Annotated in this window: 21 protein-coding genes; 14 read left to right on the top strand and 7 right to left on the bottom strand. The window is 71.2% G+C overall.

Translation table 11 applies throughout. The annotated features are described in order from the left end of the window. Window positions 1–1,497: a HAMP domain-containing sensor histidine kinase gene (locus AB0I04_RS20265; RefSeq protein WP_360886487.1), complete on the bottom strand. Its 1,497-nt coding sequence runs from the start codon at window positions 1,495–1,497 to the stop codon at window positions 1–3. Then, window positions 1,494–2,249 (bottom strand): response regulator transcription factor, encoded by a 756-nt coding sequence (locus AB0I04_RS20260; RefSeq protein WP_360886484.1) that lies wholly within the window; start codon window positions 2,247–2,249, stop codon window positions 1,494–1,496. Before AB0I04_RS20260 ends, AB0I04_RS20265 begins: the two co-directional genes overlap by 4 nt. A gap of 187 nt (window positions 2,250–2,436) precedes the next feature. Between AB0I04_RS20260 and AB0I04_RS20255 the strand changes: the two genes are divergently transcribed. The 3 genes from AB0I04_RS20255 to AB0I04_RS20245 are packed head-to-tail and all read left to right on the top strand — an operon-like array spanning window position 2,437 to window position 5,124. Then, window positions 2,437–3,807: a ferredoxin reductase family protein gene (locus AB0I04_RS20255; RefSeq protein WP_360886482.1), complete on the top strand. Its 1,371-nt coding sequence runs from the start codon at window positions 2,437–2,439 to the stop codon at window positions 3,805–3,807. A gap of 13 nt (window positions 3,808–3,820) precedes the next feature. Further along, window positions 3,821–4,294 (top strand): FMN-binding protein, encoded by a 474-nt coding sequence (locus tag AB0I04_RS20250; RefSeq protein WP_360886480.1) that lies wholly within the window; start codon window positions 3,821–3,823, stop codon window positions 4,292–4,294. After that, the gene (locus AB0I04_RS20245; protein ID WP_360886478.1) at window positions 4,291–5,124 is read left to right on the top strand and encodes an FAD:protein FMN transferase; all 834 of its coding nucleotides are present in this window, start codon (window positions 4,291–4,293) and stop codon (window positions 5,122–5,124) included. Before AB0I04_RS20250 ends, AB0I04_RS20245 begins: the two co-directional genes overlap by 4 nt. Here the strand turns inward: AB0I04_RS20245 and AB0I04_RS20240 are convergent. The 3 genes from AB0I04_RS20240 to AB0I04_RS20230 all read right to left on the bottom strand — a co-directional run bounded on the left by AB0I04_RS20240 (window position 5,040) and on the right by AB0I04_RS20230 (window position 8,621). Next, window positions 5,040–5,843 (bottom strand): HAD-IIA family hydrolase, encoded by an 804-nt coding sequence (locus tag AB0I04_RS20240; protein WP_360886476.1) that lies wholly within the window; start codon window positions 5,841–5,843, stop codon window positions 5,040–5,042. The two genes, AB0I04_RS20245 and AB0I04_RS20240, sit on opposite strands and share 85 nt — an antisense overlap. A gap of 279 nt (window positions 5,844–6,122) precedes the next feature. Beyond that, the gene (locus tag AB0I04_RS20235; RefSeq protein WP_360886474.1) at window positions 6,123–7,721 is read right to left on the bottom strand and encodes an adenylate/guanylate cyclase domain-containing protein; all 1,599 of its coding nucleotides are present in this window, start codon (window positions 7,719–7,721) and stop codon (window positions 6,123–6,125) included. Between the two features lie 72 nt (window positions 7,722–7,793). Beyond that, complete coding sequence (locus AB0I04_RS20230) at window positions 7,794–8,621, bottom strand: helix-turn-helix transcriptional regulator (protein WP_360886472.1); 828 nt, start codon at window positions 8,619–8,621, stop codon at window positions 7,794–7,796. Between the two features lie 272 nt (window positions 8,622–8,893). On the opposite strand from AB0I04_RS20230, the gene AB0I04_RS20225 reads away from it, so the two are divergent. From AB0I04_RS20225 to AB0I04_RS20205, 5 genes are all read left to right on the top strand, one after another. Next, window positions 8,894–9,643 (top strand): dienelactone hydrolase family protein, encoded by a 750-nt coding sequence (locus AB0I04_RS20225; RefSeq protein ID WP_360886470.1) that lies wholly within the window; start codon window positions 8,894–8,896, stop codon window positions 9,641–9,643. 475 nt (window positions 9,644–10,118) lie between these two features. Next, the gene (locus tag AB0I04_RS20220; RefSeq protein WP_360886469.1) at window positions 10,119–12,110 is read left to right on the top strand and encodes a zinc ribbon domain-containing protein; all 1,992 of its coding nucleotides are present in this window, start codon (window positions 10,119–10,121) and stop codon (window positions 12,108–12,110) included. A gap of 342 nt (window positions 12,111–12,452) precedes the next feature. After that, the gene (locus tag AB0I04_RS20215) at window positions 12,453–13,073 is read left to right on the top strand and encodes a lanthionine synthetase LanC family protein (RefSeq protein ID WP_360886467.1); all 621 of its coding nucleotides are present in this window, start codon (window positions 12,453–12,455) and stop codon (window positions 13,071–13,073) included. 38 nt (window positions 13,074–13,111) lie between these two features. Then, window positions 13,112–14,050: an aldo/keto reductase gene (locus tag AB0I04_RS20210; RefSeq protein ID WP_360886465.1), complete on the top strand. Its 939-nt coding sequence runs from the start codon at window positions 13,112–13,114 to the stop codon at window positions 14,048–14,050. A 138-nt stretch (window positions 14,051–14,188) separates the two neighbouring features. Beyond that, window positions 14,189–15,118 (top strand): DMT family transporter, encoded by a 930-nt coding sequence (locus AB0I04_RS20205; RefSeq protein WP_360886463.1) that lies wholly within the window; start codon window positions 14,189–14,191, stop codon window positions 15,116–15,118. Between the two features lie 21 nt (window positions 15,119–15,139). Here AB0I04_RS20205 and fdhA read toward each other — a convergent pair whose 3' ends face one another. Beyond that, window positions 15,140–16,357 carry a formaldehyde dehydrogenase, glutathione-independent gene (gene fdhA / locus AB0I04_RS20200; protein WP_360886462.1) on the bottom strand — a complete coding sequence of 406 codons (1,218 nt, stop codon included), beginning with the start codon at window positions 16,355–16,357 and terminating at the stop codon, window positions 15,140–15,142. Between the two features lie 248 nt (window positions 16,358–16,605). Here fdhA and AB0I04_RS20195 point away from each other — a divergent pair, with 248 nt between their 5' ends. Next, window positions 16,606–18,183: an LCP family protein gene (locus AB0I04_RS20195; protein ID WP_360886460.1), complete on the top strand. Its 1,578-nt coding sequence runs from the start codon at window positions 16,606–16,608 to the stop codon at window positions 18,181–18,183. 3 nt (window positions 18,184–18,186) lie between these two features. Here the strand turns inward: AB0I04_RS20195 and AB0I04_RS20190 are convergent, their stop codons facing one another. Further along, window positions 18,187–19,056 (bottom strand): glycosyltransferase, encoded by an 870-nt coding sequence (locus AB0I04_RS20190; protein WP_360886458.1) that lies wholly within the window; start codon window positions 19,054–19,056, stop codon window positions 18,187–18,189. Between the two features lie 184 nt (window positions 19,057–19,240). Between AB0I04_RS20190 and AB0I04_RS20185 the strand changes: the two genes are divergently transcribed. The 5 genes from AB0I04_RS20185 to AB0I04_RS20165 are packed head-to-tail and all read left to right on the top strand — an operon-like array spanning window position 19,241 to window position 25,451. Continuing rightward, window positions 19,241–20,104 (top strand): glycosyltransferase, encoded by an 864-nt coding sequence (locus tag AB0I04_RS20185; protein WP_360886456.1) that lies wholly within the window; start codon window positions 19,241–19,243, stop codon window positions 20,102–20,104. Beyond that, window positions 20,094–21,230: a UDP-galactopyranose mutase gene (glf, locus tag AB0I04_RS20180; protein ID WP_360886454.1), complete on the top strand. Its 1,137-nt coding sequence runs from the start codon at window positions 20,094–20,096 to the stop codon at window positions 21,228–21,230. The genes AB0I04_RS20185 and glf overlap by 11 nt, the downstream gene beginning before the upstream one ends. After that, complete coding sequence (locus tag AB0I04_RS20175; protein ID WP_360886452.1) at window positions 21,227–23,164, top strand: glycosyltransferase; 1,938 nt, start codon at window positions 21,227–21,229, stop codon at window positions 23,162–23,164. The genes glf and AB0I04_RS20175 overlap by 4 nt, the downstream gene beginning before the upstream one ends. Continuing rightward, a complete protein-coding gene (locus AB0I04_RS20170; protein ID WP_360886450.1) occupies window positions 23,161–24,057 on the top strand; it encodes an ABC transporter permease in 897 nt (298 codons plus the stop codon). Before AB0I04_RS20175 ends, AB0I04_RS20170 begins: the two co-directional genes overlap by 4 nt. Before the next feature lie 2 nt (window positions 24,058–24,059). After that, a complete protein-coding gene (locus tag AB0I04_RS20165) occupies window positions 24,060–25,451 on the top strand; it encodes an ATP-binding cassette domain-containing protein (protein WP_360886448.1) in 1,392 nt (463 codons plus the stop codon). The last annotated feature ends 4 nt before the right edge of the window (window positions 25,452–25,455 follow it).

Below are 25,455 nucleotides of genomic sequence, written 5' to 3'. Positions count from 1 at the left end.
TCACCGTGACCGGGGTGCCGGCTCCCGTGGCCTCGACTCCGCCGCCCCGGCAGGGAGACGGATCCGGACGCACGTACGTCCCGGCTCGCTGATGAGGTCGGCGGACCCGCCGTGAGCCTGGACGACGGCGGACACGATCGCCAGGCCAAGGCCGCTGCTGCCGGCCTTGCGCGACCGGGAGCCGTCACCGCGCACGAACCGCTCGAAGACGTCGTCGCGCAGGGCGGCGGGGACGCCCGGGCCGTCGTCGACCACCTCGAGCACGACCGTCCCGGCCGCGTCCGCCTCGGTGACGCGCACGGTGACGTTCGTGCCGGGCGGGGTGTGGGTGCGCGCGTTGGTCAGCAGATTCCCGATGACCTGATGCAGCCGGAATTCGTCCCCGTGGATCACGACCGGATCCTCCGGCAGGTCGAGGGCCCAGCGATGGTCGGGCCCGGCCGCCCGGGCATCGCTGGTGATGTCGATGGCCAGCCGGGTCAGGTCGACCGGTTCGTGGGCGAGAGGCCGCCCGGCGTCCAGCCGCGCCAGAAGAAGGAGGTCGTCCACGAGGTGCCCCATCCGCGTCGCCTCCGCCTCGATGCGGCGCAGCGCGTGATCGGCCCGGGGGCCGGTCTCACCGGGGTCCCGGCGGGCCAGCTCGGCGTGGCTGCGGATGCCGGCGAGGGGGGTGCGCAACTCGTGGCTGGCGTCGGCGATGAACCGGCGCAGCCGGTCCTCGCTCGCGTGCCGCTGCGCGAGCGCCGACTCGACGTGCTCGAGCATGTGATTGAACGCGGTGCTGACCTGACCGACCTCGGAGGCGGGGTCGGTGTCCGGCACCCGGGCGGGCAGCGCGACCTCTCCGCTGGCCAGGGGCAACTCGGAGACATGCATGGCGGTCGTGGCGACCCGGCGCAGCGGGCGCAGGGCGAGCCCGACCAAGATGGTGCCGGCGGCCCCGGCGGCGACGAGGACGACGCCGAACACCGCGACCTCGACCATCTCGAGCCGGGCGACCGTGTCGTCGACGCCGTGCATGGGGAGCCCGGTGATCAGGACGTCGCCGTCCTCGCCGGGGTTCGCCATGATCCGGTATTTGCCGAGGGACTCGAGCCGGACGGTCCGCGCCCGGCCGTCGGCGGGCAGCGTCTTCAGCCGCGCCTGGTCCGCCGTGGACAGGTCGAGCTGCCCGCGCGGGTCCCGCACGTCCCGGACGACGCCGCACTGCGTGATCCTGCCGCCGGCCAGGCGGGCGCCGAACGTGCCGACGGACTGGCCGTTGACCTTGTCGAAGTCGTCGCGCTCCACGGCGTGCTCGAGGCTGATGGCGTACCGGTTCTTGGCGTCGTAGAGCTGCTGGTCGAGCCGGCCGATGAAGAAGCGCTGCAGGGAGACGGTCGTGGCGACGCCGACGATGCCGCAGGCGAGGGTGAACAGCAGGAGCGACCCGACGATCAGCCTGCCGCGCAGCGTACGGACCCGGAGTCGTCCGCGGAGGGGGCGGTGCCAGGTCATGAGGCGGGCGGGCGCAGCACGTAACCGACGCCGCGGACCGTGTGGATCATGGGCTCGCGCCCGGCGTCGATCTTCTTGCGCAGATAGCTGACATAGAGCTCGACCACGTGCGCCTGCCCGCCGAAGTCGTAGTTCCAGACCCGGTCGAGGATCTGCGGCTTGGACAGCACCCGGCGGGGGTTGCGCATGAAGTAGCGCAGCAGTTCGAACTCGGTGGCGGTCAGCTCGATCAGGTCGCCGTCCCGGTGCACCTCCCGGGCGTCCTCGTCCATCGTGAGGTCGCCGACGGCGAGGACCTCACCGCTCTGGGCGCGGGCCCGCCCGGAGCGCCGGAGCAGGCCGCGTAGCCGGGCCAGCACCTCCTCCAGGCTGAACGGCTTGGTGACGTAGTCGTCGCCGCCGGCGGTGATCCCGGCGATGCGGTCCTCGACGGCGTCCCGCGCGGTCAGGAAGAGCACGCACACGTCGGGGTTGTCCGCCCGCAGCCTGCGGAGCACCTCCAGGCCGTCGAAGTCCGGGAGCATCACGTCCAGGAGGACGGCGTCGGGCCGGAACTCCCGGCCCGTGCTGACCGCCTCGGCGCCGCCGCCCGCGGTCATCACCTCCCACCCCTCGAAGCGCAGGACGCTGGCGAGGACCTCCGCGAGGCTCGCCTCGTCGTCCACGACCAGCACGCGCACGGGCGAGCCGTCGGGGCGGGTCATGAGGGGATGCCGGGCCGCCGGAGAGTCGGGGGATCGCGGGTCGTTCATTGCCACCTACGCTGCTCGCCGCACCTTTGACCTGGGTGAGAAGTTCCTGAGAATACCCTCTGAACGCTCATATCCATGCAGGTCAGCGCGGTCTTAGCAGGGACGCACAAGCCGTTCAGAAGGAACTCTCAGGTTCCCGACCCAAAGTAGGGGATCTGAACGACTAAAAGCATACGGGGAGACAAATGTGACGACGCTGGACGAACGGGCCGCCGCGCGCCGGCCGCGGCCCCACCGGCAACCGGTGCGGGCCCGGCCGGAGCACGTGCTGACCCCGATCGCCCTCGGAGTGATCGCGGTGCTCGCACTCTGGTGGCACGACACCCCGGCCGTCACCGGCTTCGGGGACTGGCTCACCAACGCGGGCCGCATCACCGGCCTGCTCGCGGGTTTCGCGGCAGTCGTCCTGGTGGCCCTGATGGCGCGGATCCCGGCGCTCGAGCGCGGTGTCGGCACGGACCGTCTCGCCCGATGGCACGCGATGGGCGGCCGGTACATGGTCGGGCTCGTCGTGGCGCACGCGCTGCTGATCATCTGGGGGTACGCGGTCACCGCGCACACCGACGTGGTCCACCAGACGGGGACGTTGCTGGTGAGCTATCCGGACGTGCTGATGGCGACCGTCGCCGCCTTCCTCTTCGTGGGCGTCGGCGTCGTGTCCGCCCGCGCGGCACGCCGCCGCATGCGCTACGAGACGTGGTACTACCTGCACCTCTACACCTATCTGGCGATCGCGCTGGCGTTCGCCCACCAGTTCGCGACCGGCGCGGACTTCATGACCGACCTGGCCGCCCGCGTCCTGTGGGCCGGGCTGTACATCGTCGTCGGCGCCCTGCTGGTCTGGTACCGGTTCGTGATGCCGCTGCGGGCGGCGTTCCGGTACCGGATGCGCGTCGAGGGCGTGTACCGGGAGGCGCCCGGGGTCGTCTCGGTGTGGGTCCGGGGACGGCACCTGGACGAACTGCGTGCCGAGGCCGGCCAGTTCTTCCGCTGGCGGTTCCTCACCCGTGACCTGTGGTCGGCCTCCAACCCCTACTCGCTGTCGGCGCCGCCGCGATCGGACATGCTCCGCATCACGGTCAAGACCTTCGGCGAGCACAGCGGCGCGCTGTCGCGGCTGCGACCCGGCACCCGGGTCTTCGCCGAGGGCCCGTACGGGGCCTTCACCGCCGGTCGCCGCCGGCGGCGCAAGGTGCTGCTGCTGGCCGGCGGGGTCGGCATCACCCCGATCCGCGCGCTGTTCGAGACCCTTCCGGCGGAGCCCGGCGACCTGACGCTCGTGTACCGGGCGACCGACTGGTCCGACGTGGTCTTCCAGGAGGAGCTCCGCCGGGTCGCGGAGATCCGGGGCGCGGCGCTGCACTACCTGGTCGGCTCGCGCCGAGACCTCGGCGGCGACCCGCTGTCACCGGCGGTCCTGACGCGGATCCTCCCGGACCTGACCGCCCACGACGTCTATCTCTGCGGCCCCGACGGCATGGTGAACGCCGCCAAGGCGTCCCTCCGCCAGGCGGGCGTGCCGCGCCGCCACATCCACCACGAGTCCTTCGAGTTCTAGGAGAGAGCACCTGATGAAGAGGGCGATCCTCGCCATCGTCGGCACGGCCGCCGGGCTGGTCCTCCTGCTGAGCTTCAAGACGCACCCGGCGTCCAGCAGCGGCACCGCCGCGGGAACCGGTACGGGCACGGGCACCGGCGGCGACACGGCCGCCCCGGCGCCGAGCGCGAGCTCCGGTACCGGCTCGGGTTCCAAGAGCAGCGGGTCCACGACGCGCACCGTGACCGGCGACACCATCGACACCCGCTGGGGACCGGTCCAGGTGCGCGTCACGCTCACGAGCGGCAAGATCACCAAGGTCGAGACCGTCCAGGTCCCGGACGGCAACCCCCGTGACCAGGAGATCAACAGCTTCGCCGTCCCGCAGCTGAAGCAGGAGACCCTCGCCGCGCAGAGCGCGCAGATCGACACGGTCTCCGGCGCCACCGTCACCAGCGATGGCTACAAGAATTCCCTGCAGAGCGCCCTCGACAAGGCGGGCAAATGACGGCGCGCAAGCACGTCGAGCACTGCATGGGGACGGTCTTCTCCTTCGACCTGCGGGAGCCGTACCCCGAGGACGGCGCCCTGGAGGAGGCCGTCCACTGGCTGCACCGGGTCGACGCGATCTTCTCGACGTACCGGCCGGACAGCGACATCAGCCGCCTGGCGCGCGGCGAGGTCACGGTCGGCGACTGCGCCCCGGAGGTGGGGGAGATCCTCACCCTCTGCGAGCGGCTCACCGAGGAGACCGGCGGCTGCTTCAGCGCCTACCCCGGCGGCACCCTCGACCCGTCCGGCGCCGTCAAGGGCTGGGCGATCGAACGCGCCGGCGGCATCCTCCGCGCCGCCGGATCCCTCAACCACCACATCAACGGGGGCGGCGACATCCGGCTGGCCGGCGGCCCTGAGCCGGGCCGCCCCTGGCGGGTGGGCATCGCCGACCCGCTGCGCCCCGGTGCGGTGGCCACGGTCATCGCCGGACGCGACATGGCCGTGGCGACCTCGGGCACCGCCGAGCGCGGAGCGCACATCCTCGACCCTCGCACCGGCCGGCCCGCAGCGGGCGACCTCGCCTCGGTCACCGTGGTCGGGCCGAGCCTCACCCTCGCCGACGCCTACGCGACCGCGGCATTCGTCATGGGGCAGACCGCCCGCGACTGGATCGAGGGCCTTCCGGGGTACGAGGCGTACGCGATCGGGCTCGACGGGCGGACCTGGACCACCCCCGGCCTGCGCGCCGACGGCCCGGCTCAGCCTTCGGCCAGGTCCGGCAGGTCGACCATGTCCACCAGTTCGGCGATGGACGCGGCCACCCGCTGGGGACGGAACGGGTAGCGCGCGATCTCCTTCTCGGTGGTCACGCCCGTCAGCACGAGGATCGTGTACAGGCCCGCCTCCATGCCGGAGACCACGTCGGTGTCCATGCGATCACCGATCATCGCGGTGCTCTCGCTGTGCCCGCCGACGGTGTTGAGGGCGTTCCGCATCATCAGCGGGTTCGGCTTGCCGACGAAGTACGGCTCCACCCCGGTGGCCTTGGTGATCAGCGCGGCGACCGAGCCGGTGGCCGGCAGCGCGCCCTCGGTGGACGGCCCGATCGGGTCGGGGTTGGTGGCGATGAACCGCGCCCCGTTGTTGATCAGCCGGATCGCGCGCGTGATGGAGGTGAAGCTGTACGTCCGGGTCTCGCCCAGGACCACGTAGTCGGGGTCGAGGTCGGTCAGGATGTACCCGATCTCGTGCAGGGCGGTCGTCAGGCCCGCCTCGCCCAGGACGTACGCCGAGCCGTGCGGGCGTTGATCGTCGAGGAACTGCGCGGTGGCCAGCGCCGACGTGTAGATGGACTCGACCGGTACGTCGAGTCCGGCCGCCCGCAGCCGGACGTGCAGGTCCCTCGGCGTGTAGATCGAGTTGTTGGTCAGCACCAGGAACGGCTTGCCGGCCCGTTTCAGCCGGCCCAGGAAGTCCTCGGCCCCCGGCACGGGCTGGCCCTCGTGGACCAGTACCCCGTCCATGTCGGTCAACCAGCAGTCGATCGGCTTACGGTCGCTCATGCGATCAAATATCCCTCATTGCCGTGACCTTTATGCAGCCGGGATGCGCCCGGCGCGTGAGCCGTCGACATCGCCCGGGTGACCGGACGGGCCGATCATGACCGGACCACCCCCGCGCCGCCGTCGCGCGGAGGCGGCTGATCGGTCGGTCGCGGTCGGACCGTCCCCGACTCCCCGGCCGAGCGGAGCCGGTTGATCGCTCTGTCGTGACCGGCACCGGCGCCGTGGTCGCGCGGAGGCGGTCGATCCCGCGGTCGTGACCTGATCGCATCGGTGCCGTCATCGGCGGAGGCGGTTGATCACTCGGTCGATGCCGGTCGGCGGCGGCCGTCGGAACGGTGCGGCCAGTTGCGTCCGCGCTGTACGGCCGCGCAGCGTCACGGCGCTGCCGAGTCGCCAGTGCGCCGCCTCCGCCCGGTCGGCGCCGGACACGACCGTGCCCGACGCGAGCAGCCGGTCGGGCGTCGTCTTGGCGAGGTCGCTGAGGCGGGCGGCCTCGTTGACCGGGTCTCCGATCACCGTGTACTCGAGGCGCTGCTCCGCGCCGATGTGCCCGGCGACGACCTGGCCGGCCGACACGCCGACCCCGGCGATCAGCTCGGACAGCTCCGCCTGCAGCCGCCGGGTCAGCTCCCGCGCGGCGGCGAGCGCCTGGCCCGCCGGGTCGTCGAGCGGCTCGGGCGCGCCGAAAATGGCCAGGGCCGCGTCGCCCTGAAACTTGTTGATCAGGCCGCCGTGCCGCGAGACGACGTCGACGACGATCCCGAAGTACGCGTTGAGCAGGGCGACGACCTCGCCGGGAGGCCGGGTCGCGGCGAGGGTGGTCGAGCCCTTCAGGTCGACGAAGACGACCGCGGCCTCACAGGTCTCGCCGCCCAGGACCACCCCGTGTTCCAGGGCGTGGCGGGCGACGTCCTCCCCGACGTGACGGCCGAACAGGTCGCGCAGCCGCTCGTTCTCCCGCAGCCCCGTCGCCATGGTGTTGAACCCGGCCTGCAGCCGGCCGAGCTCGCTCGCGTCGTAGACCGGGACCGACGCCTGGAGGTCACCGTGTTCGATCCGCGCCAGCCCCTCCCGTACGGAACGGACGGGATCGGCGATCGCCCGGGCGGCGATGTAGGTCACCTGGAATCCCACGTACAGGGCGACGCCGCCCAGCGCCAGGATGGTGACGGCCAGCTGAGTGAGGGACATGCCGTCGACGACCAGTGCCGCCACCGCGGCTGCGATGAGGCCGAGGAGCGGCACCGCGCTGCCGAGCGCCCACGCGAGCATGGTCCGCGGCGTGATGCCGAACCAGTCGTCGTACGCCGCCGGGCCGGAGGCCATCACGACCGCCGCGATGGGCCGCAGCAGGCGCTCGGCGAGCAGGTAGACGATCGCGCAGGTGGTGATCCCGCCGAGCGCCGTGATCATGCTGACCTTCAGGGCGAGGAGCTCGGAGTAGGACACGTCGATGACGGCCCAGCCGACGGCGCCCAGGCCCCACAGTGTGCCCTGAATCGCCATGAGCCGCAGCGGCCCGCGCAGCACGGCACGACGCTCCTTGTCGCTCGGGTCGTGCTGGTGACCGGCGAGGGCGTGCACCGGACGGAACAGCCACATCCCCCACACCACGCCGATCGGCGCGCCGAGCCCCAGATAGGCGGAGAAGACGATCAGGTTTACCAGCCGGACGTGGGCGGGGTCGGCGACGCCCGGCGGATCCGGCATCACGAACGTCGAGAACATCAGGACGAACAGCGCGCCGGCGAGATTCGCGCCGCCGACCGCGACGATGAGCAGCCACCGCGAACGGCGTACCAGCACGGCGCGGGAGGCGCCGGGCGGGCCGTCCAGCCAGCCGCGGAGCCCTTTGGTCGGCGTTCCGGCGGTCACCGCGTACCCCCTTCCCGCGCGTCCGTGGAGAACCAGTGTGACGGATCTGGGTGAGTCGCCCGAACGGGCAGGTCAGGGAACCGCGTGCGACGGGGAGAGGACCAGGGCGGCGGTCTCGCTCTCGCCGACCGGAGTGAGGGCCACGAGCCGCTGCCGGGACTCGCCGGCCAGGTCGAAGTTCTCGTAGCTGAAGGTGAGTGTGCCGAGGGAGGGGTGCCGGAGGCTCTTGACGCCGTGCGTGCGCACGCCCACGTCGCCGCCGGCCCACAATCGGCGGAAGACGTCACTGCCGGCGTGCAGCTCCCGGACGAGGACCGACAGCTCCGCGTCGCCGGGGTACCGGCCCGCGGCGACCCGGAGCTGCCCCACCGTCGTCGCCGCGACTTCGTCCCACTCGACGTAGAAATCCCGGCCCTCGGGGGCCAGGAACAGGAAACGGGCCAGGTTCACCCCGGCCGCCGGCGGCCCGGCGGCCGGCATGAAGATCCGCTCGGCGGCCGGGTTGAGCGCCAGCACGTCGAACCGGTCGTTGATGACCAGCGCGGGCACGCTCATGAGCCGCAGCAGTCGTCGCAGCTCCGGACGGACGGGTCCGGCCGGCGCCGTCTGCCCGGTCCGCCGCCGGACGGGCCGGGCCAGGACGCGCAGGTGCTCTCGCTCCACCGGGTCCAGGCGGAGGACCTCGGCGAGGGCGTTCAGCACCTCGTCCGAGGGCCGGGTGGCGCGGCCCTGCTCGAGCCGCTGGTAGTACTCCACGCTGATCCCGGCCAGCTGCGCCAGCTCCTCCCGGCGCAGTCCGGGTACGCGGCGCCGGGATCCACCGCGCAACCCGGCGCTCTCCGGCGTCACGCGGGCCCGGCGCGTCCGCAGGAACCGTCCCAGCTCCCGGTGATCCTCCATGCCCGCCAGTATGCTCGCGCCCCGCCCGCTCGCCGGCATCCTCCCGAGAGGCTTCGCACCGCCCGCATGCTCGCCGGCGTCCTCCCGACCGGCTCCGCGTCCGCGCGGTCCGTACGGTTTCGCGGCCGCTCGGCCCGTTCGGTGCCTGCTCGCCCGGCTCGCACGGCGAGGGTGGCCCTGCGGGTACCCGTAACGGCCGGGGCCTGGGTGGCACGGTCGCCGCACGGCAGGCTGCGGCACATCCCCAGCAGACGGAGAACGGAGATCACCTCATGTGTCACAGTGTCGACGCCCTACCACCCGCCGCTCCGGTCGTCACCGGAGACGTGGCCGAACACGAACACCTGGAGCTCACGGCGGCGGATGGCAACCGATTCCGCGCCTACCGTGCCGTGCCGGCCGTCCCGAACGGCCGGCACGTGCTCCTGCTGCCCGACTTCCGAGGCCTGCACCCCTTCTACGAGGCGCTGGCCCATCGCTTCGCCGAGGCGGGCTTTCACACGCTGGCCGTCGATCACTACGGGCGCAGCGCCGGTACCGGCGCCCGCGGCGGCGACTTCGACGGAATGGCGCACCTCGCGCTGCTCGAGCCGGCCCACGTGGAGGCCGACGCCGCCGCGGCCGTCGCGGCGATCCGCGAGCGGGGGAGCGGCCCGGTGTTCAGTGTCGGGTTCTGTCTCGGCGGCGCCTACTCCTGGCGGCTGGCCGGGGCCGGGCTCGGGCTGGCCGGGGCGGTCGGCTTCTACGGCCCGCCGCGCTTCTTCGGCGACGTGACGCCGCGTCTGTCGGCGCCGCTGCTCATGCTGCTCGCCGGGGACGACGTCGCTACGCCGCAGGAGGAGTTCGACGCGCTGACAGCGGCGTTCGACGCGGCCGGGAAGGAGTACGAGAGGCACGTCTATGACAAGGCCCCGCACTCCTTCTTCGACGCGTCCTACGCCGAGTGGCGGGAGGAGTGCGTGGACGCCTGGCACCGCATCCTCGGCTTCACCCGGCGGCACGGCGCGGCGGGGATTTCGTGAGCCGGATTGATCAAGTTCGTCGATGATCACGCCTTCCATGTGATGATCTTGGAGGTACGCTCCCGACGAAGATCCTCAAAAGGGATTTCGGTCCATGGGCGCTATCGGCGTCCCATGCGGGGTCATCGGTCGGCGGAGCGACCGCCAATCGGTTCGCCGACCTCGTCAGCTTCAAGCCGCATCTCTCCCGGCTCCTGACGACCGGTGCCGAGGCTCGACGGTGTTCGTCCAGCTCACCTTCCCGCCACGCACCGTACGAGCGCTGAACGTGGTGCGGGTACCGAGACTGCTGCCGCATGAGATGCCGATCGAGGTATTCGCGGATCGGTCGGATCCTGGGCACGTCGCTTCGCGGGTAGATCGTCGACGCCTTGACGGGCCGGCTTCGCTCGAATTTTCGAATCACCGAGCGGATTGCGGATACGAATCGCTACTGTGCGTACATGCTTGGTCGCGTGTCGTCCGGTCGTGTCGCATGAGCCGCAAGCTTGCGTTGGCCGCCGGTCAGGCAGCCCGGACGGCGACCGCCCGCGCGCTGCTGCGCGGTGGAGTGGATGAGAAGACTGGTGAGGCCCTGACGGCGCGGGTGGTGGCCGAGCGGGTGGGCTGGGCTGCGGACCTGGTCGCCGGGATGGCCTCTGGCCTGCTGGCCGAGCGTTGGAACGCCGGGGACGTGGCTCGACTGGCCTTCGGGATCGATGACGCGGGCCGCTCCTTGCCATCGAATGCGTGGATGGCGTTGCGCCGCTTGGGCTGGGGCGTCAGGGTCCCTGAGGGGATCAGGGTCAATGACCGGATTGTGCGGATGGCTCAAGAGCAGGCTGGGCGGATCCTGCGTGGTGTGCAGTACCGCGCACAGATGGTCGCCGGGGTCCTCAAGAGCTGGCCTGCCGATCCGGACAAGCGGACGGCGGTCGAGTGGGACGCCGTCCGCGAGGCGATCCCGGATGGCCGGTTGCTGCCCAGCGGCGTGATCAGGGCGCGCACGCGGCAGGTCGCCGCGTTCGTCGCCCGGCATGGGCGGTTTCCGGTCGATGTGCTCGAACTGGAAGAGGTGCCGCGCGTGGCGCGGATGCTGGTGCTGGCCGCAGTGGACCGGCAGCAGGCCACCCTGGAACGCGCGGAAGACGACCCGGCCAGGGTGCTGCTGCGGCTGCAGTTGCCTGTCCGCCCGGATCCGCGCTCGTACGCCGACTGGTCCTGGGTGGCCTGCCCGCTCGCCCTGCCGTCCACCGTCCCGCCCGAGGCGGTGCTGCACCTGCCCACACTCCGCCCGCAGGGCCAGAAAGTGCACGCGGACCTGACCTTCTCCCACCCCGTCCCCAAAGCTGAACCGAAGGGTCACACGACGGCGCTGGGCGTGGACTGGGGGCTGAACACCCTGCTGTCGGCAGGCGCGATGCACCGTCACGGCGACGGGCGTGTCGCCACACTCGGGGCCGGGGCGATGTTCAGGGCCGCCGGGGTGCTGGCGCGCCAGCACCGGCTACGCCGCCATGGCGAACACCTGCACGCCAAAACCGACACCTACACTCGCCTCATCGGCGGCCAGGAGGGCCACCACCTGGTCGCCAAACGCGCTGTCCTGGAGGCCGAACGCGAGCACGTGGCCGACCGCCGGGCGGGCCTGAACGAGGCGCTGGCCTGGTCGGCGGCGCGGTGGGCGGTGGATCAGGCGATCGCGGCGGGGGCGAGTGTGATCTATGTGGAGGATCTGCGGTCGATGGAGGCCAAAGGCATGGGCCGCACCCTCAACACCCGCCTGTCCCAAACAGTGCGGGGGCAGATCGTCGTCAACATGCGGCACCTGGCCGCCGAGACCGGCATCGCCGTCGTCACCGTCCCACCGAAGAACACCTCCAAGCACTGCCCGCAGTGTCTGACGCCGCTTCGGCACTGCAAGGCCCCCGACCGGCCCACCACCCCCGGGTGGAAGTGGGCGATCTGCCCCGACCCGCAGTGTGGCTGGCAGGGCGACCGCGACCACGGCGCATGGCGACGCATCGCCGCCCGCGGCCTGACCCACCAGCACAACACCACTATCGACCGCGCCACCGGCCAGATGGCCATCCTCCACGTGGTCGACCAGTTCGAAGCGGGCGCGGTCGTGACCGCGCCTTCTCAGGCCAGCGGGGAGGATCGGTCCAAGACCGGACCGACCCCGCGCCGAACTCCACGCCCCGTGCCCAGGCGACGCGGGGCACCCTCCACCCCCCAACCCAATGGGTCGGCGGGTCAGCGTCCGGAGGGAAGCGCTCACACGGACCACAAGCTGCCCCGCGCGGCCTGCCGGTACCAGGGCGTGCGCACCACTACCGTGCACACGATCAGCTCAACCACCCCCACCAGCCGGGATCGACCGCGGCACCGGCCACGAGGGGCGGCGTTGGGCGCGGGCTTCCACCTGCACGCCCACGCCACCCCATCGCGATGGGCAGATCCCCCCAGCCACAACACTCCAATGTGACTACGGATCCCCAAGCTGATCAGAGACGCTGGAGCTTCCGGACGAGGTGCTGGGCGCGGTCGCCCACGCGATCCTGCTGGAGTCCCTAGGGCCGTGGGACTGATGCTCCTGGATCGACCGGACGTTCCGGAAGGCTCCCGAGCATGCGATCTTCCAGCGGCATCGGGCTTTCGCCACCGACCTGATCGTCCCGGGGCGGACGGCCGAGCGCTTCTCCGCTCCGGTCTGGCCCGCCTCTGGTCCGAGGCCCCCGAACCGCGTGCCTACGGAGAACTGCTGCTGGCCGGCGACGATGCCGCTGCCGAAGGTCTCCGGCCCCGCACCGCCGCGCACGCCGAGACGGTGCTCGCGCTGCTGCACATGCAGCACAACCGGCTGATCGGCATCGACCGGTCCGGCGCGAAGGCCAGCGCGGCGATCGAGCGCATCGTCGGTCTGCTCCGCGACTGGAGCTCGGAGGACGAGTACGGCGTCCACTGGCCGGGGTTCGTCTCGCTGCGCGAGTGGGCCGAAGGGCGGGCCGACCCGGGAACGCGACCGCGACCGTCGTGGTGCTACGGCGTGCCCGGGGTGTCCAGAGCCGTCCAGCTGGCCGCGCTGGCCCTGGGCCGGGACGACTGGCACGACCTCGCTCGTGCCTCCGTGCTGGGCTTCCTGGCGTCGCCCCGCGACCGGTGGAGCTTCGGTGACACCGCGCTGTGCCACGGCTGGAGCGGTCTTCTTCACCTCCTGGGGTTGCTGAACCGGCACATCGACGACGAGAGGCTGACCGATGCGCGGGATGAGATCGTGGACGTCATAGCGGCGCGGTTCGACGACGATCTCCCCTTCGGCCTGCGGTTCACCGCGGGCGCCGACAGCCCCGGTTTCCTCGAAGGCTCCGGGGGCGTCGCGCTCGCGCTGGACGCCTACGCCGAGGACCGGTCCGTCGTCGGCTGGGACGAGGCGTTGCTGGTCGCCTGAGGTGCCATGCCGGGGGCCCTCCATGACACGGTGGGGAGATGACTGTCATCGCGAGGATGGGACTGGGCCTGGCCGCTCTGGGGCGGCCGGCGTACATCAACCTGGGTCGCGACGGCGCGCTGCCCGCCGACCGGACCGTCAAGGCGATGCGGGAGGCCGCCTGGCGGGTGCTCGACGCGGCGTACGCGGCGGGGGTCCGCTCGGTCGACGCCGCCCGGTCGTACGGCCTCGCCGAGGAGTTCCTGGCCGGCTGGCTGGACGAGCGCGGGCACCGCGACGTCACCGTCTCCAGCAAGTGGGGGTACGCCTACGTCGGCGACTGGCGCATGGACGCGGACGTGCACGAGGTCAAGGAGCACTCCCTGCCGAGGTTCCGGGATCAGCTGGCGCAGACCCGGAGGCTGCTCGGCGACCGGCTGGCGGTCTACCAGGTCCACTCCCTGATGGCGGACGGTCCGCTGTTCGCCGACGGCGGGCTGCTGCGGGCCCTCGCCGGCCTGGCCGCCGAGGGCGTGCGCGTCGGCTTCTCCACGTCCGGGCCGGCCCAGGCCGACACGGTACGGCGCGCGCTCGACGTGGAGGTGGACGGGCGGCCGTTGTTCACGGTGGTGCAGTCGACGTGGAACGTCCTGGAGCCCTCGGCGGGCGGCGCGCTCGCCGAGGCCCACGCGCGGGGCGCTCAGGTCCTGGTGAAGGAGGGACTGGCCAACGGCCGGCTGGCGGTGGAGCCGCCTCCGGCGGTGCGGAAGGTGGCGGAGCGGCACGGCGTGGGCCCGGACGCGGTGGCGCTGGCGGCCGTACTCGCGCAGCCCTGGGTCGACACGGTGCTGAGTGGCGCCGCGAGCGTGGGTCAGCTGACGTCCAATCTCGCGGCCACGACCGTCGTGCTGGGCGAGGAGGAGCCGGCCGAGCTGGGCGCACTGGCGACGCCGCCTGGGGAGTACTGGGACCGCCGCGCCGCCCTGCCGTGGAACTAATCCGGTAATCGTCAAAACACTGTACGAAATCCCCGTATATCCGCGAACATGTCTTGACTCGATGATCGCTATCCGCGACAGTCGTGGCACTTGGAGCGATGATCATGTGACGGGAAGACGGGACGAAAGGCTCGGTGTATGGGCGGATCCGACATCAGAGGCGCCATCCTGGCGCTGATGGCGACCCTCATCTACTACCTGGGCTTCATCGTCTTCCGGGTCTCCGCGAACCGCATGCCCGAGCTTCGCGGCACCCGCCCGCTCAGCCTGATCCGGTACACCTACACCAACTGGCTGTGGCTGTCCGGCCTGGTGATCGTGCTGGCCGGCGTGGCCACGCAGGTCAAGGCGCTGACGATGCTCCCGCTGAGTCTCGCCCAGCCGATCTTCGCCGCCAGCCTCATCTTCGTTCTCTTCTACGCCGGCGTCTTCTTCGGCGAGCGGCTCTCCGGCCGGGAGTGGGCGTGTGTCGGCCTGTTCGGTCTGGCGACCGCGCTGGTCGGCGCGTCGAACGGCCGCCGCGAGGTGATGACCAGCTCGGTCGCGGGACCCATGGTCCTGTTCGCCATCGTGATCCCGGGCATCCTGGTGGGCGTGGCGGTGCTGGTCGGCGGTGACGTCCGCACGTTCGGCCGGCACGCCCGGCCCCTGGCCGGCATCGCGCACGGCATCGGGTGTGGCGTCAGCCTCGGTGTCTCCGAACTCGCGCTCAAGGGCGTGGCCGCCGTCTACAACGCGCACGGGCTCGCGACCGCGCTCTACGGCTCGCCGTACCCGTACGTCGCGGTCGGGATGGCGGCGCTCGGCCTGGCCCAGCTGCAGATCGGCCTGCAGCGCTGCCGCATGTCGATCGTCGTGTCCGTGCTCACCGTGACCGCCAAGACCCAGCTGGTGATCCTGGGCACGGTGCTCTACAAGGAGCCGTGGCCGTCCGACCGGCTGCTGCTCGCGCTGCGGATCGGCGCGTTCGTCCTGGCCGGCGCGGCGCTGGTGCTGTTCCCCCGGCACGAGGCCGTGGAGGAGCGCTCCGGCGCCGCGCTGACCTCACCCGCGCGCGAGCGCGCGTAGATCGCGTCCGGCGGACACGCCCTAGAACCGTGCTCCCGCCAGCTCGCCGTGCGGGTCGAGGACGTACTTGTGGGCGGCGCCCCTGTCGAACTCCTCGTAGCCGTGCGGCGCCTGGTCCAGCGGGATGACGATGGCGTTGACGTTGCGCGCGATCTGGACGCGGTCGTGCAGGATCGCCATCATCAGCTGCCGGTTGTAGCGCATGACCGGGCACTGCCCGGTCGTGAAGACGTGCGACTTGGCCCAGCCGAGACCGATGCGGATGCCCAGCGTGCCCTCCTTGGCCTTCGTGTCGGCGGCCCCCGGGTCGCCGGTGACGTACAGGCCCGGGATGCCGATCCGGCCGGCGGCACGGGTGGCGTTCATCAGGGAGTTCAGGACCGTGGCGGGCTGCTCGGTGGTGGAGCCCTCCGGTCCGTGGCCCCGCGCCTCGAATCCCACGCAGTCGACCGCGGCGTCGACCTCGGGCCGGCCGAGGACGTGCTCGATCTCTTCGGCGAGGTTGCCGTGGGCCGACAGGTCGACGATCTCGCAGCCGAAGCTGCTCGCCTGCGCGAGCCGGTCCTTGTTCATGTCACCGACGATCACGACGGCGGCGCCCAGGAGGAAGCACGCCGTGGCGCAGGCCAGCCCCACGGGGCCGGCGCCCGCGACGTACACCGTCGACCCGGTGGTGACGCCCGCGGTGTACGCGCCGTGGTAGCCGGTGGGGAAGATGTCCGACAGCATGGCCAGGTCGAGCAGCTTGGCCATCACGGTGTCCCGGTCCGCCGGGATCTTCAGCAGGTTCCAGTCGGCGTACGGGATGACGACGTACCTGGCCTGGCCGCCGTGCCACCCGCCCATGTCAACGTAGCCGTAGGCCGCTCCGGCCCGGGCGGGGTTGACGTTCTCGCAGACGCCGGTATGACCCTCCTTGCAGTTGCGGCAGCGGCCGCAGGCGATGTTGAACGGGACGCTGACGATGTCGCCCACCTTGATGAACTCGACGTCCTCCCCGGTCTCGATCACTTCGCCGGTGATCTCGTGGCCGAGGGTGAGACCGGCGGGAGCGGTGGTGCGTCCGCGCACCATGTGCTGGTCGGAGCCGCAGATGTTGGTGGCCAGCACCTTGAGGATGGCCCCGTGCTGGAGCTTCCGGTTGTTCTGTTCTTCCAGGACGAGCATCGGATAGGGCATGTCCTCGACCGATACCCTGCCGGGTTCGACGTAGACGACGCCTCGATTGGTATCCGCCACGACTGATCCCCCCAAGCGGATGTCCTCGCTTGGCGCCGGGGCGCGGCAAGACACCGCCCCCTGCGGCGCCTTGTGATCAAAGTCTACGCCTGTGGCGATTCGCGGTAAACGTCCAGGTAGAACCGTGACGTGGGTTGATTCTTGACTTTGCGCGTCAAATGCCGTGATTGTCATCCGATGCACTTCGGCGTGCGTCTAAGGGGCAGAGACCCGCGCGGCGCGCCCGCGCGACCGATCGATGAGGTGGAATGGCCGACAACGACGCTGACGACGTGACGCCGGAGAACACGTCGCCGAAAGCGCCGGACTCCGACGGTCCGGCGGACGACACGCCGGCCGCGGGCGAGAGCGAAAAGCCGGGCGACGAGGCGAGGAGCACCGAGAAGGCTGAAGGCTCGGGCGGAGCTCCGGACGGAGCCGGCGAGTCCGACGCGCCCGGCCGCCCGGACGGGGCCGGCGACTCCGGCGGTGAGGACGTGCCCGTGCCCGGGTCCGGGCGCCGCCGCGGGCGGCGCGTCGTGCGCTGGGTCGCCGCCGGTGTCGCGGTGGCGCTCGTCCTGGCCGGCGGCACGGCCTTCGGGCTGTACGAGAAACTGCAGGGCAACATCCACAAGGAGCACGTCGACCAGCAGCAACTGGGCACCAACCGCCCGCCGAAGCTGAACAAGTCGATGAACATCCTGCTGCTCGGCTCGGACTCCCGGGACGGGGAGAACCATGAGTACTGGTCGCCCGACATCAGCGGGGAGCGCTCGGACACGACGATCCTCCTGCACCTGTCGCCGAACCGGGACCGCGCGGTGGCGGTCAGTTTCCCCCGCGACTCGATGGTCCACGTCCCCGACTGCAAGAAGAAGGGCGGCGGGACGGTCCCCGCGTTCTTCGGGATGCTCAACGCCGCCTTCGCCTACGCCGGGGCGACCTGCACCTGGAAGATGATCGAGGCGGACACCGACATCCACATCGACCACTACGTGAAGATCGACTTCGCCGGGTTCAAGCGGGTCGTCGACGCGCTCGGCGGGGTGGAGATCTGCGTGCCGCAGGCGGTCAACGACCCACGCGCGAACCTCTCCCTGAAGGCGGGCCGCCAGGTCGTCAAGGGCAACGACGCGCTGGGGTACGTCCGCACGCGCTACGGCCTCGGCGACGGCTCCGACCTCGAGCGGATCCAGCGGCAGCAGAAGTTCATGGCCTCGGTGGTCAAGAAGGCCACGAACCGGGACATGCTGACCGACCCGACCCGGGCGTACAAGTTCCTGAACGCCGCCACCAAGTCGATCGCCACCGACGACGAGTTCAGCGTGTCCGCGATGAAGAAGCTCGCCACGAGCCTCAAGGGCATGAGCGCGGGCACCGTGCGGTTCGTCACCGTGCCGACGCAGACGTACCCCAAGGACCCCAACCGCGTGCAGTGGGACATGTCCCAGGCCGGTCCGCTGTTCGAGGCGATCCGCAAGGACGACAGCCTGCCCGCACCGAAGCCGGAGCCGTCCAAACCGGCGGCGCCGAAGCCGCAGGAGGTCAAGGTCACCGCGGTCAACGCGCCGAAGACGGCCGTGAAGGACCTGAAGGCCCAGGGCTTCCAGGTGACGGCGGCGAAGGGCCCGGCGCAGCCGCAGACCAGGATCCTGTACGGGGCGGGCGCCGAACGCTTCGCCGACGCGCTCGCGGTCGCCGTCCCGGGCGTCGTCATCGCCGCCGACAACACCGTCGCGCCGGGCACCGTCTCCCTGGCCGTCGGCCCGGAGGGCGTCCAGGTGAAGAATCCGGACATCCCCAAGGTCAACGGCGAGATCAACGCGGCCCAGAATCCCTGCACGTGAGCATCAGGACGGCCTGGAAGCCCTGTCGGTGAGCACGGCCTCGTTGGGCCGGGGACCGGAGCGGACGCCCGCCCACAGTCCCCGGCCCAGCGCGCGGGCCAGGTCCGCCCGGTCCGCCGAGCCCGCGAGCGTACGGGCCCAGCGGCGCGCCGTCGCGCCGGCGTAGAGCAGGCGTTCGCCGGGGCCGAGGCAGCAGCTGCGGGTGAACAGCCACACCTTGTTGCGGACCTCGTAGAAGAACCGCCGGCCCGGGTCGAAGTCGGGGGAGGCCGTCTTGTGCACGGCGACGCTGTCCGCGCACAGCAGGCCGGTGCGCCCGCGCAGCAGCCGCAGCGTGAACTCGAAGTCGTCGTTCCACAGGAAGTAGTCGGCGATGGGCAGCCCGCGCTCCCGTACGGCGTCGGCGTCGACCAGCACCGACACGAACGACGCGGACCGGATCCGGGCGCACCCGGGGACGGCCGACGGCCTGGACCGGGGGGTGTTCATCGGGTGGTCGCGGCCGTCGGTCCACACGACGCGGCTCGCGACGAGCGCGGGCGGCCGCCCGGCGCCGTCCCGTCCCCGGTCGCGCGCCGCCAGCAGGGCGGCCAGCGCGCCGGGCTCGGGCACGGTGTCGTCGTCCAGTAGCCAGAGCGCGTCCGCGCCGAGTTCCAGGGCGCGGGCGATGCCCGCGGCGAATCCGCCCGCCCCGCCGGTGTTGCGGGGAAGCTCCAGCAGGCGGACGGCGGGGAAGCGCTCGCGGACCAGCCGCGAGGTGCCGTCGGCGGAGGCGTTGTCGACGACCACGACCGTGTCCGGCGGCCTGGTCTGTCCCTCGAGAGCGGTCAGCGCCTCCGTCAGCAGATCCCGCCGGTCGTACGTGACAACCACGGCGACGATTTGGGCGTCTTTCAGCTGACACCTCACGTATCGCCGAGTTAGTGGGAGTAAGACGCTCGGATGAAGTTCGCAAAAGTAGCATAAGATGCATTCCGCCCCGCTGGCCTCATCGCCCTCCCTTCCGTGCCGGGAGGTGGTGGGGCGAAGCCACGGGGGTGGCCAACAGGACGGACGCATGGCCGAACCCTTCGCGCTGCTCCTGACCGTCTACGGCGGGGACCGGGCGGACCACGTACGAGAGGCGTTCCGCAGCGCGGTCGACGCCCAGACGCGCCGCCCCGACCAGGTGATCCTCGTCCAGGACGGGCCGGTCTCGGCCGAGCTCGCCGACCGCCTGGCCGAACTCACGAAGGAGAGCCCGGTACCCGTGACGTTCCTGCCGCTGGAGCACAACGGCGGCCTGGGCCTGGCCCTCGATGCCGGGCTGGCGGCCAGCCGGCACGACGTCGTCGCCCGCATGGACGCCGACGACATCGCGATGCCGCACCGGTTCGCCGTCCAGCTGCCGGTGATCGAGCGGGGGGCCGACCTGGTCGGCGCGGGAATGCTGGAGTTCGGGACGGGCCGGGACGACATCGTGGGGAGCCGCACGCCGGTCTCCGAACCGGACTACATCGCCCGGTACGCGCGGCTGCACGACCCGTTCAACCACCCGACGATCGTCTACCGGCGCACCGCGGTCCTGGCCGCCGGCGGCTACGGCCACATGCCGCTCATGGAGGACTACTGGCTGTTCGCCCGCATGATCGCGAGCGGGGCCACGGTCGTCAACCTTCCCGAGCCGCTCGTGTACTACCGCGTAGGCGAGGGCGCGTACGAACGCCGCGGCGGCCTGGTGCTGCTGCGCGCGGAACTGCGCCTGCAGCGCGAGCTGCTGCGCAGCGGCTTCACCACCCCCGCGCAGTACCTGCGCAACGTGAGCGTCCGCGGCGGGTACCGCCTGACGCCCTCCTGGATCCGCCGCCCCCTGTACCGGCGGTTCGTCGCGCCGCGCGGCGAGCAGCGGACGTCGCCCGTGGAGGAGACGAGTGAACGCTGACCTGGTCGTCGCGGGCGCCGGGCTGTTCGGGCTGACCGTCGCCGAGCGCTGCGCCCGCGACCTCGGCCTGCGGGTGCTGATCGTCGAGCGCCGCGACCACATCGGCGGGAACGCCTACAGCGAGACCGAGCCGGCCACCGGCATCGAGGTCCACCGGTACGGCGCGCACCTCTTCCACACCTCCAACGAGCGCGTCTGGGAGTACGTCAACCGGTTCACCGCCTTCACCGACTACCGGCACCGGGTCTTCACGATCTTCAAGGGCCGCGTCTATCCGATGCCGATCAATCTCGGCACGATCTGCGAGTACTTCGGCCGCGCCATGTCCCCGGACCAGGCCCGCGCCCTGGTCGCCGGGCAGGCCGCCGAGATCACCGACCCGGCGAACCTCGAGGAGAAGGCGATCTCCCTCATCGGGCGGCCGCTGTACGAGGCGTTCATCCGGGGCTACACCGCCAAGCAGTGGCAGACCGACCCCCGCGAACTGCCCGCGGAGATCATCACCCGGCTCCCGGTGCGCTACACCTTCGACAACCGCTACTTCGCCGACCGGTACGAGGGCCTGCCCGTGGACGGCTACACGGCTTGGCTGGAGCGCATGGCCGACCACCCGAGGATCGAGGTCCGGCTGGGCACGGACTTCTTCGACCTCGACGCCGTCGGCAACGTCCCGGTCGTCTACACCGGCCCCCTCGACCACTACTTCGGCCACCGCGAGGGCGAACTCGGCTGGCGCACCCTCGACTTCGAGCTGGAGGTCCTGCCGACCGGCGACTTCCAGGGCACCCCGGTGATGAACTACGCCGACGAGGACGTCCCGTACACGCGCATCCACGAATTCCGGCATTTCCACCCCGAACGGGACTACCCGGGTGACAAAACCGTGATCATGCGTGAGTACTCTCGCTTCGCCGGACCCGGCGACGAGCCGTACTACCCGATCGACACGCCCGCCGACCGCGCGCGGCTGAGCCGGTACCGCGAACTGGCCCGCGTGGAGAAGGGCGTGCTGTTCGGCGGCCGCCTCGGCACGTACAAGTACCTGGACATGCACATGGCCATCGCCTCCGCGCTGACCATGTACGACAACCGGCTTCGGCCGCATTTCACCGGAGGCACGGAATGAGGGTGCTGCAGCGCGTCGTGCTGCCAGTCCAACGCGATCCGGACGTGGTCGGGCTGTACGTCGACGCACCGGTCGTGTGGGGCCGGGGCAGGACCGAGGCGGACGGCCCCGCCACGCGGCGGTCCACGACACGGACCGGGACCGAGGTCAGGATCACCGGGCGGCGCGGTGTGGTCGTGCCCGCCGGCCGGCGCGTGTCCTTCTGCACCTATTTCAACGCCTTCCCGGCGAGCTACTGGCGGCGCTGGAGCGTCGTCGACCGCATCACGCTGCGGCTGCGGCTGCGCGGCGACGCCATCGTCAGCGTCCACCGATCCACCGGCAAGGGCCTCACCCAGCGCGTCTCCCAGCTCGACGTGGACACCCGCGCCACCGTCGTCCGCGAGATCGACCTGCCGCTGGAGCCGTTCATCGACGGCGGATGGTACTGGTTCGACGTCGTCGGCGGCGATCGCGACGCCGTTCTGGACGGCGCGGACTGGTGCGCCGACGTCGAACGGCCGCAGGGCAGCGTCAGCATCGGCATCACGACGTTCAACCGGCCGAAGTTCTGCGTCGAGCAACTCGCCGCGATGGGTGAGGCGAGCGACGTCCTGGAGGTCATCGACGAGATCTACGTCGTGGACCAGGGCACGAACCGGGTCGAGGACCACCCGGACTTCCCGGCCGCCGCGAAGGCGCTGGGCGACCGGCTCCGCCTCATCGACCAGGGCAACATCGGCGGTTCCGGCGGGTTCTCCCGGGCGATGAGCGAGACCCTCGACGCCGGACGCAGCGACTACGTGCTGCTGCTCGACGACGACGTGACCGTCGAGCCCGAGGGCATCCTGCGCGCCGTCACCTTCGCCGACCTCGCCCGGACCCCGACGATCGTCGGCGGCCACATGCTGGACATCTTCCACCGGTCGGTGCTGCACGTCTTCGGTGAGACGATCGCCCGCTACCGCTGGTGGATGACCCCCGCCGCGCACACCTTCCTGGGACACGACCTGGCCGAGCACCCGCTGCGCCGCACGCCATGGCTGCATCGGCGGGTCGACGTCGACTACAACGCCTGGTGGATGTGCCTCATCCCGGTCGACGTGGTCCGCAAGGTCGGGCTGTCGCTGCCGTTCTTCATCAAGTGGGACGACATCGAATACGGCATCCGCGCCCAGAAGGCGGGGTTCCCCACGGTGTCGCTCCCGGGGGCGGCGGTCTGGCACGTGCCGTGGCATTCCAAGGACGACACGCTGGACTGGCAGGCCTACTTCACCGAGCGGAACCGCGTCATCACCGCGCTCATGTACTCGCCCTACAAGCGCGGCGGCAACATGCTCAAGGAGAGCCTGTTCATCACGACCAAGCACGCGCTGGCGATGCAGTACTCCACCGTCGAGCTGATGCTGCGCGCCGTCGAGGACGTGCTGCTCGGCCCGGAGCACCTGCACGAGTCGATGACGACGAAGCTGGCCGAGCTCCGGGCCCTGCGCGCCGAGTTCCCCGACGCGCTGGCCAAGCCCGACATCGACGAGTTCCCGACGGTCAAGCGGCGCAGGCCGCCCAAGCGCGGGCGCGAGCCGGTCGCTCCGGAAGGGCGGAAGGCGATGGTCAAGACCGCCCTCAGCGGCGTGCTCAGGCACGTCCGGCCGGTCGACTCCTTCCCGCAGAGACATCCCGAGGTCACCGTGCCGCACGTCGACCAGACCTGGTGGCTGCTGTCGCGATTCGACAGCGCACTGGTGACCTCGGCCGACGGCACCAAGGCCGCCTGGTACCAGCGGGATCCGGCGCGATTCCGCGCACTGCTGCAGCGCGCCACGGCGCTGCACGCACGTCTCGCGTACGAGTGGCCGGAGCTGAGCCGCCGCTACCGCGCGGCCATCCCCGAGCTCGCCTCGCCCGAGCGCTGGCGCGAGACGTTCGAGGCGGCGGAACGGCCGGGGGAGCGATGACGGCACCCCCGCTGACCGCCCCGGGACGCGGCGGCGGTCTGCTCGAGGTCGCCCGGCGGCGATACCTGCTCCGTCTCCTGGTCCGCCGGGAGCTGCGGAGCCGCTACCAGGGATCCCTGCTCGGACTGGGCTGGTCATACGTCCGCCCCGCCGTCAACTTCGCGGTCTACTTCTTCGTCGTCGGCATCTTCCTGAAGATGAGCAAGGCGATCCCCGGTTACCCGGTGTTCCTGTTCTCCGGGATGGTGGTGATCAGCTTCTTCACCGAGACGCTGATCACCAGCACCTGGTCCGTCATCGGGAACGCGCCGCTCGTCCAGAAGATCTATCTGCCGCGCGAGATGTTCCCCGCCTCGTCGGCGCTCGTGTCGATGGTGCACATGCTGCCCGGCCTGGCCATCCTGTGGGGCGGCGCGCTCCTCGGCGGCTGGACGCCGTCCGCGCTCGGGCTCGGGTCGATGGCGCTCGGCTTCGCGATCGTGGCCGTGCTCGGCCTGGCGTTCGGTCTGCTGTTCGCCGGGATCAACGTGTTCTTCCGGGACTTCGGCCAGGTCGTCGACATCCTCAACATCGTCATCCCGTGGACCGTCCCGATGATCTACCCGTGGACGACGGTGCAGGAGTCGACCGGGAACGGCCTCGGCCTGCAGATCTACCTCGCCAACCCGCTCGGAACGGCCACGCTGCTGTTCCAGCGGGCGTTCTGGTGGCCCGCCAACCCCCGCCAGGCCCACCTGCCCGACGGCACCCCGACCTTCCCCGACGGCAGGCACGCCTTCCCCGACCACCTGACCGTACGAGGCCTGGGAAGCCTGCTGGCCGCCGTCGTGCTGCTGGGGCTGGCGCAGATGGTCTTCTTCCGCCTGCAGCGGCGGTTCGCCCAGGAGCTCTAGAGATGGAATCGATCGTCGTCGACGGCGTGACCAAGCGCTTCACACTGCGCCACGCGCACTCGATCAAGGAGATGACCGTACGGGCCGCGCGGCGGCAGAGCCTGTCCGAGCGGTTCACGGCGCTCGACGAGGTGTCCGTGACCGTCGAGCAGGGTGAGTCGCTGGCTCTCATGGGCCTCAACGGCTCGGGCAAGAGCACCCTCCTCAAGCTCATCTCCGGCGTGATGCAGCCCGACGGCGGGTCGGTGGGCGTACGCGGCCGGGTCGCGGGCCTGATCGAGGTCGGCGCCGGTCTGCACCCCGACCTGACCGGCCGGGAGAACATCTTCCTCAACGCCGCGATCCTCGGCATGAGCAAGGCGGAGACCGAGGCGAAGTACGACGCGATCGTCGCGTTCTCCGAGATCGAGAAGTTCCTCGACACCCAGGTGAAGTTCTACTCCTCCGGCATGTTCATGCGGCTCGGCTTCTCCGTCGCCGTCCACACCGAACCGGACATCTTCCTCGTCGACGAGGTCCTGTCCGTCGGCGACCCGCCCTTCCAGAAGAAGTGCCTGGAGCGCATCGAGGAACTCCACGGCGAGGGACGCACGCTCGTCATCGTCTCCCACGACATGGGCACGCTGGAGAAGGTCAGCGGACGGGGCGTCGTGCTGCGGGAGGGCCGGGTGGCGTTCGAGGGCGACATCACCGACGCCGTCGACTTCCTCGCCCCGCCGGACGGCCCGCTCGACGCCGCGCGCCGCCAGCGGGCCCGCGAGGAGGCCAAACTGGCCGCCGCCACGCTCAAGGAGGAGCGGGCCGCGGCGGCCGAGACCGCCGAGCTGATCGACGAGATCATGCCCGAGGTCCCGGCGTTCCCCGACCCGCAGGCGACGCTCGAGCACGCCCTGTCCCTCGCCGAGGGCCAGGAGGGCATGGCCCTGGAGTTCGGCGTCTTCTCCGGCCGTACGCTGCGGACCATCACCGCCGCCCGCGGCAAGAACGTCTTCGGGTTCGACTCCTTCCAGGGGCTTCCCGAGGACTGGCGGGAGGGCTTCCCGGCGGGCACCTTCGCCGTCGACGAGCCGCCCGAGGTGCTCGGGGCCGAACTCGTCGTCGGGCTGTTCGAGGACACGCTCCCCGGCTTCCTCGACGAGCACCCCGAACCGGTCGCCTTCCTCCACGTCGACGCCGACCTGTACTCCTCGACACGGACCGTCCTGCGCCACGCCGGCCCTCGCCTGCGGCCCGGCAGCGTCATCGTCTTCGACGAGTTCTTCGGCTATCCCGGCTGGCGCGAGCACGAGTACCGCGCCTGGACGGAGTACGTCGAGGAGACCGGCCTGCGGTTCCGCTACGAGGGATACACGCGCGACAACGAGCAGGTCATCGTACGGATAACGGAGCAATGACCCC

This window comes from Actinoallomurus sp. NPDC050550 (genome assembly GCF_040655075.1).
Lineage (GTDB): Bacteria > Actinomycetota > Actinomycetes > Streptosporangiales > Streptosporangiaceae > Actinoallomurus.
The sequence above is the reverse complement of the archived record's forward strand: the minus strand, read 5'-3'. Positions and strand labels throughout refer to the sequence as shown.

Coding starts and splice junctions, on each gene's coding strand:
- AB0I04_RS20265 (WP_360886487.1), bottom strand. CDS start 1,497: ATGACCTGGCACCGCCCCCTCCGCGGACGACTCCGGGTCCGTACGCTG.
- AB0I04_RS20260 (WP_360886484.1), bottom strand. CDS start 2,249: ATGAACGACCCGCGATCCCCCGACTCTCCGGCGGCCCGGCATCCCCTC.
- AB0I04_RS20250 (WP_360886480.1), top strand. CDS start 3,821: ATGAAGAGGGCGATCCTCGCCATCGTCGGCACGGCCGCCGGGCTGGTC.
- AB0I04_RS20245 (WP_360886478.1), top strand. CDS start 4,291: ATGACGGCGCGCAAGCACGTCGAGCACTGCATGGGGACGGTCTTCTCC.
- AB0I04_RS20240 (WP_360886476.1), bottom strand. CDS start 5,843: ATGAGCGACCGTAAGCCGATCGACTGCTGGTTGACCGACATGGACGGG.
- AB0I04_RS20230 (WP_360886472.1), bottom strand. CDS start 8,621: ATGGAGGATCACCGGGAGCTGGGACGGTTCCTGCGGACGCGCCGGGCC.
- AB0I04_RS20225 (WP_360886470.1), top strand. CDS start 8,894: ATGTGTCACAGTGTCGACGCCCTACCACCCGCCGCTCCGGTCGTCACC.
- AB0I04_RS20220 (WP_360886469.1), top strand. CDS start 10,119: ATGAGCCGCAAGCTTGCGTTGGCCGCCGGTCAGGCAGCCCGGACGGCG.
- AB0I04_RS20210 (WP_360886465.1), top strand. CDS start 13,112: ATGACTGTCATCGCGAGGATGGGACTGGGCCTGGCCGCTCTGGGGCGG.
- AB0I04_RS20205 (WP_360886463.1), top strand. CDS start 14,189: ATGGGCGGATCCGACATCAGAGGCGCCATCCTGGCGCTGATGGCGACC.
- AB0I04_RS20195 (WP_360886460.1), top strand. CDS start 16,606: ATGGCCGACAACGACGCTGACGACGTGACGCCGGAGAACACGTCGCCG.
- AB0I04_RS20185 (WP_360886456.1), top strand. CDS start 19,241: ATGGCCGAACCCTTCGCGCTGCTCCTGACCGTCTACGGCGGGGACCGG.
- AB0I04_RS20175 (WP_360886452.1), top strand. CDS start 21,227: ATGAGGGTGCTGCAGCGCGTCGTGCTGCCAGTCCAACGCGATCCGGAC.
- AB0I04_RS20170 (WP_360886450.1), top strand. CDS start 23,161: ATGACGGCACCCCCGCTGACCGCCCCGGGACGCGGCGGCGGTCTGCTC.
- AB0I04_RS20165 (WP_360886448.1), top strand. CDS start 24,060: ATGGAATCGATCGTCGTCGACGGCGTGACCAAGCGCTTCACACTGCGC.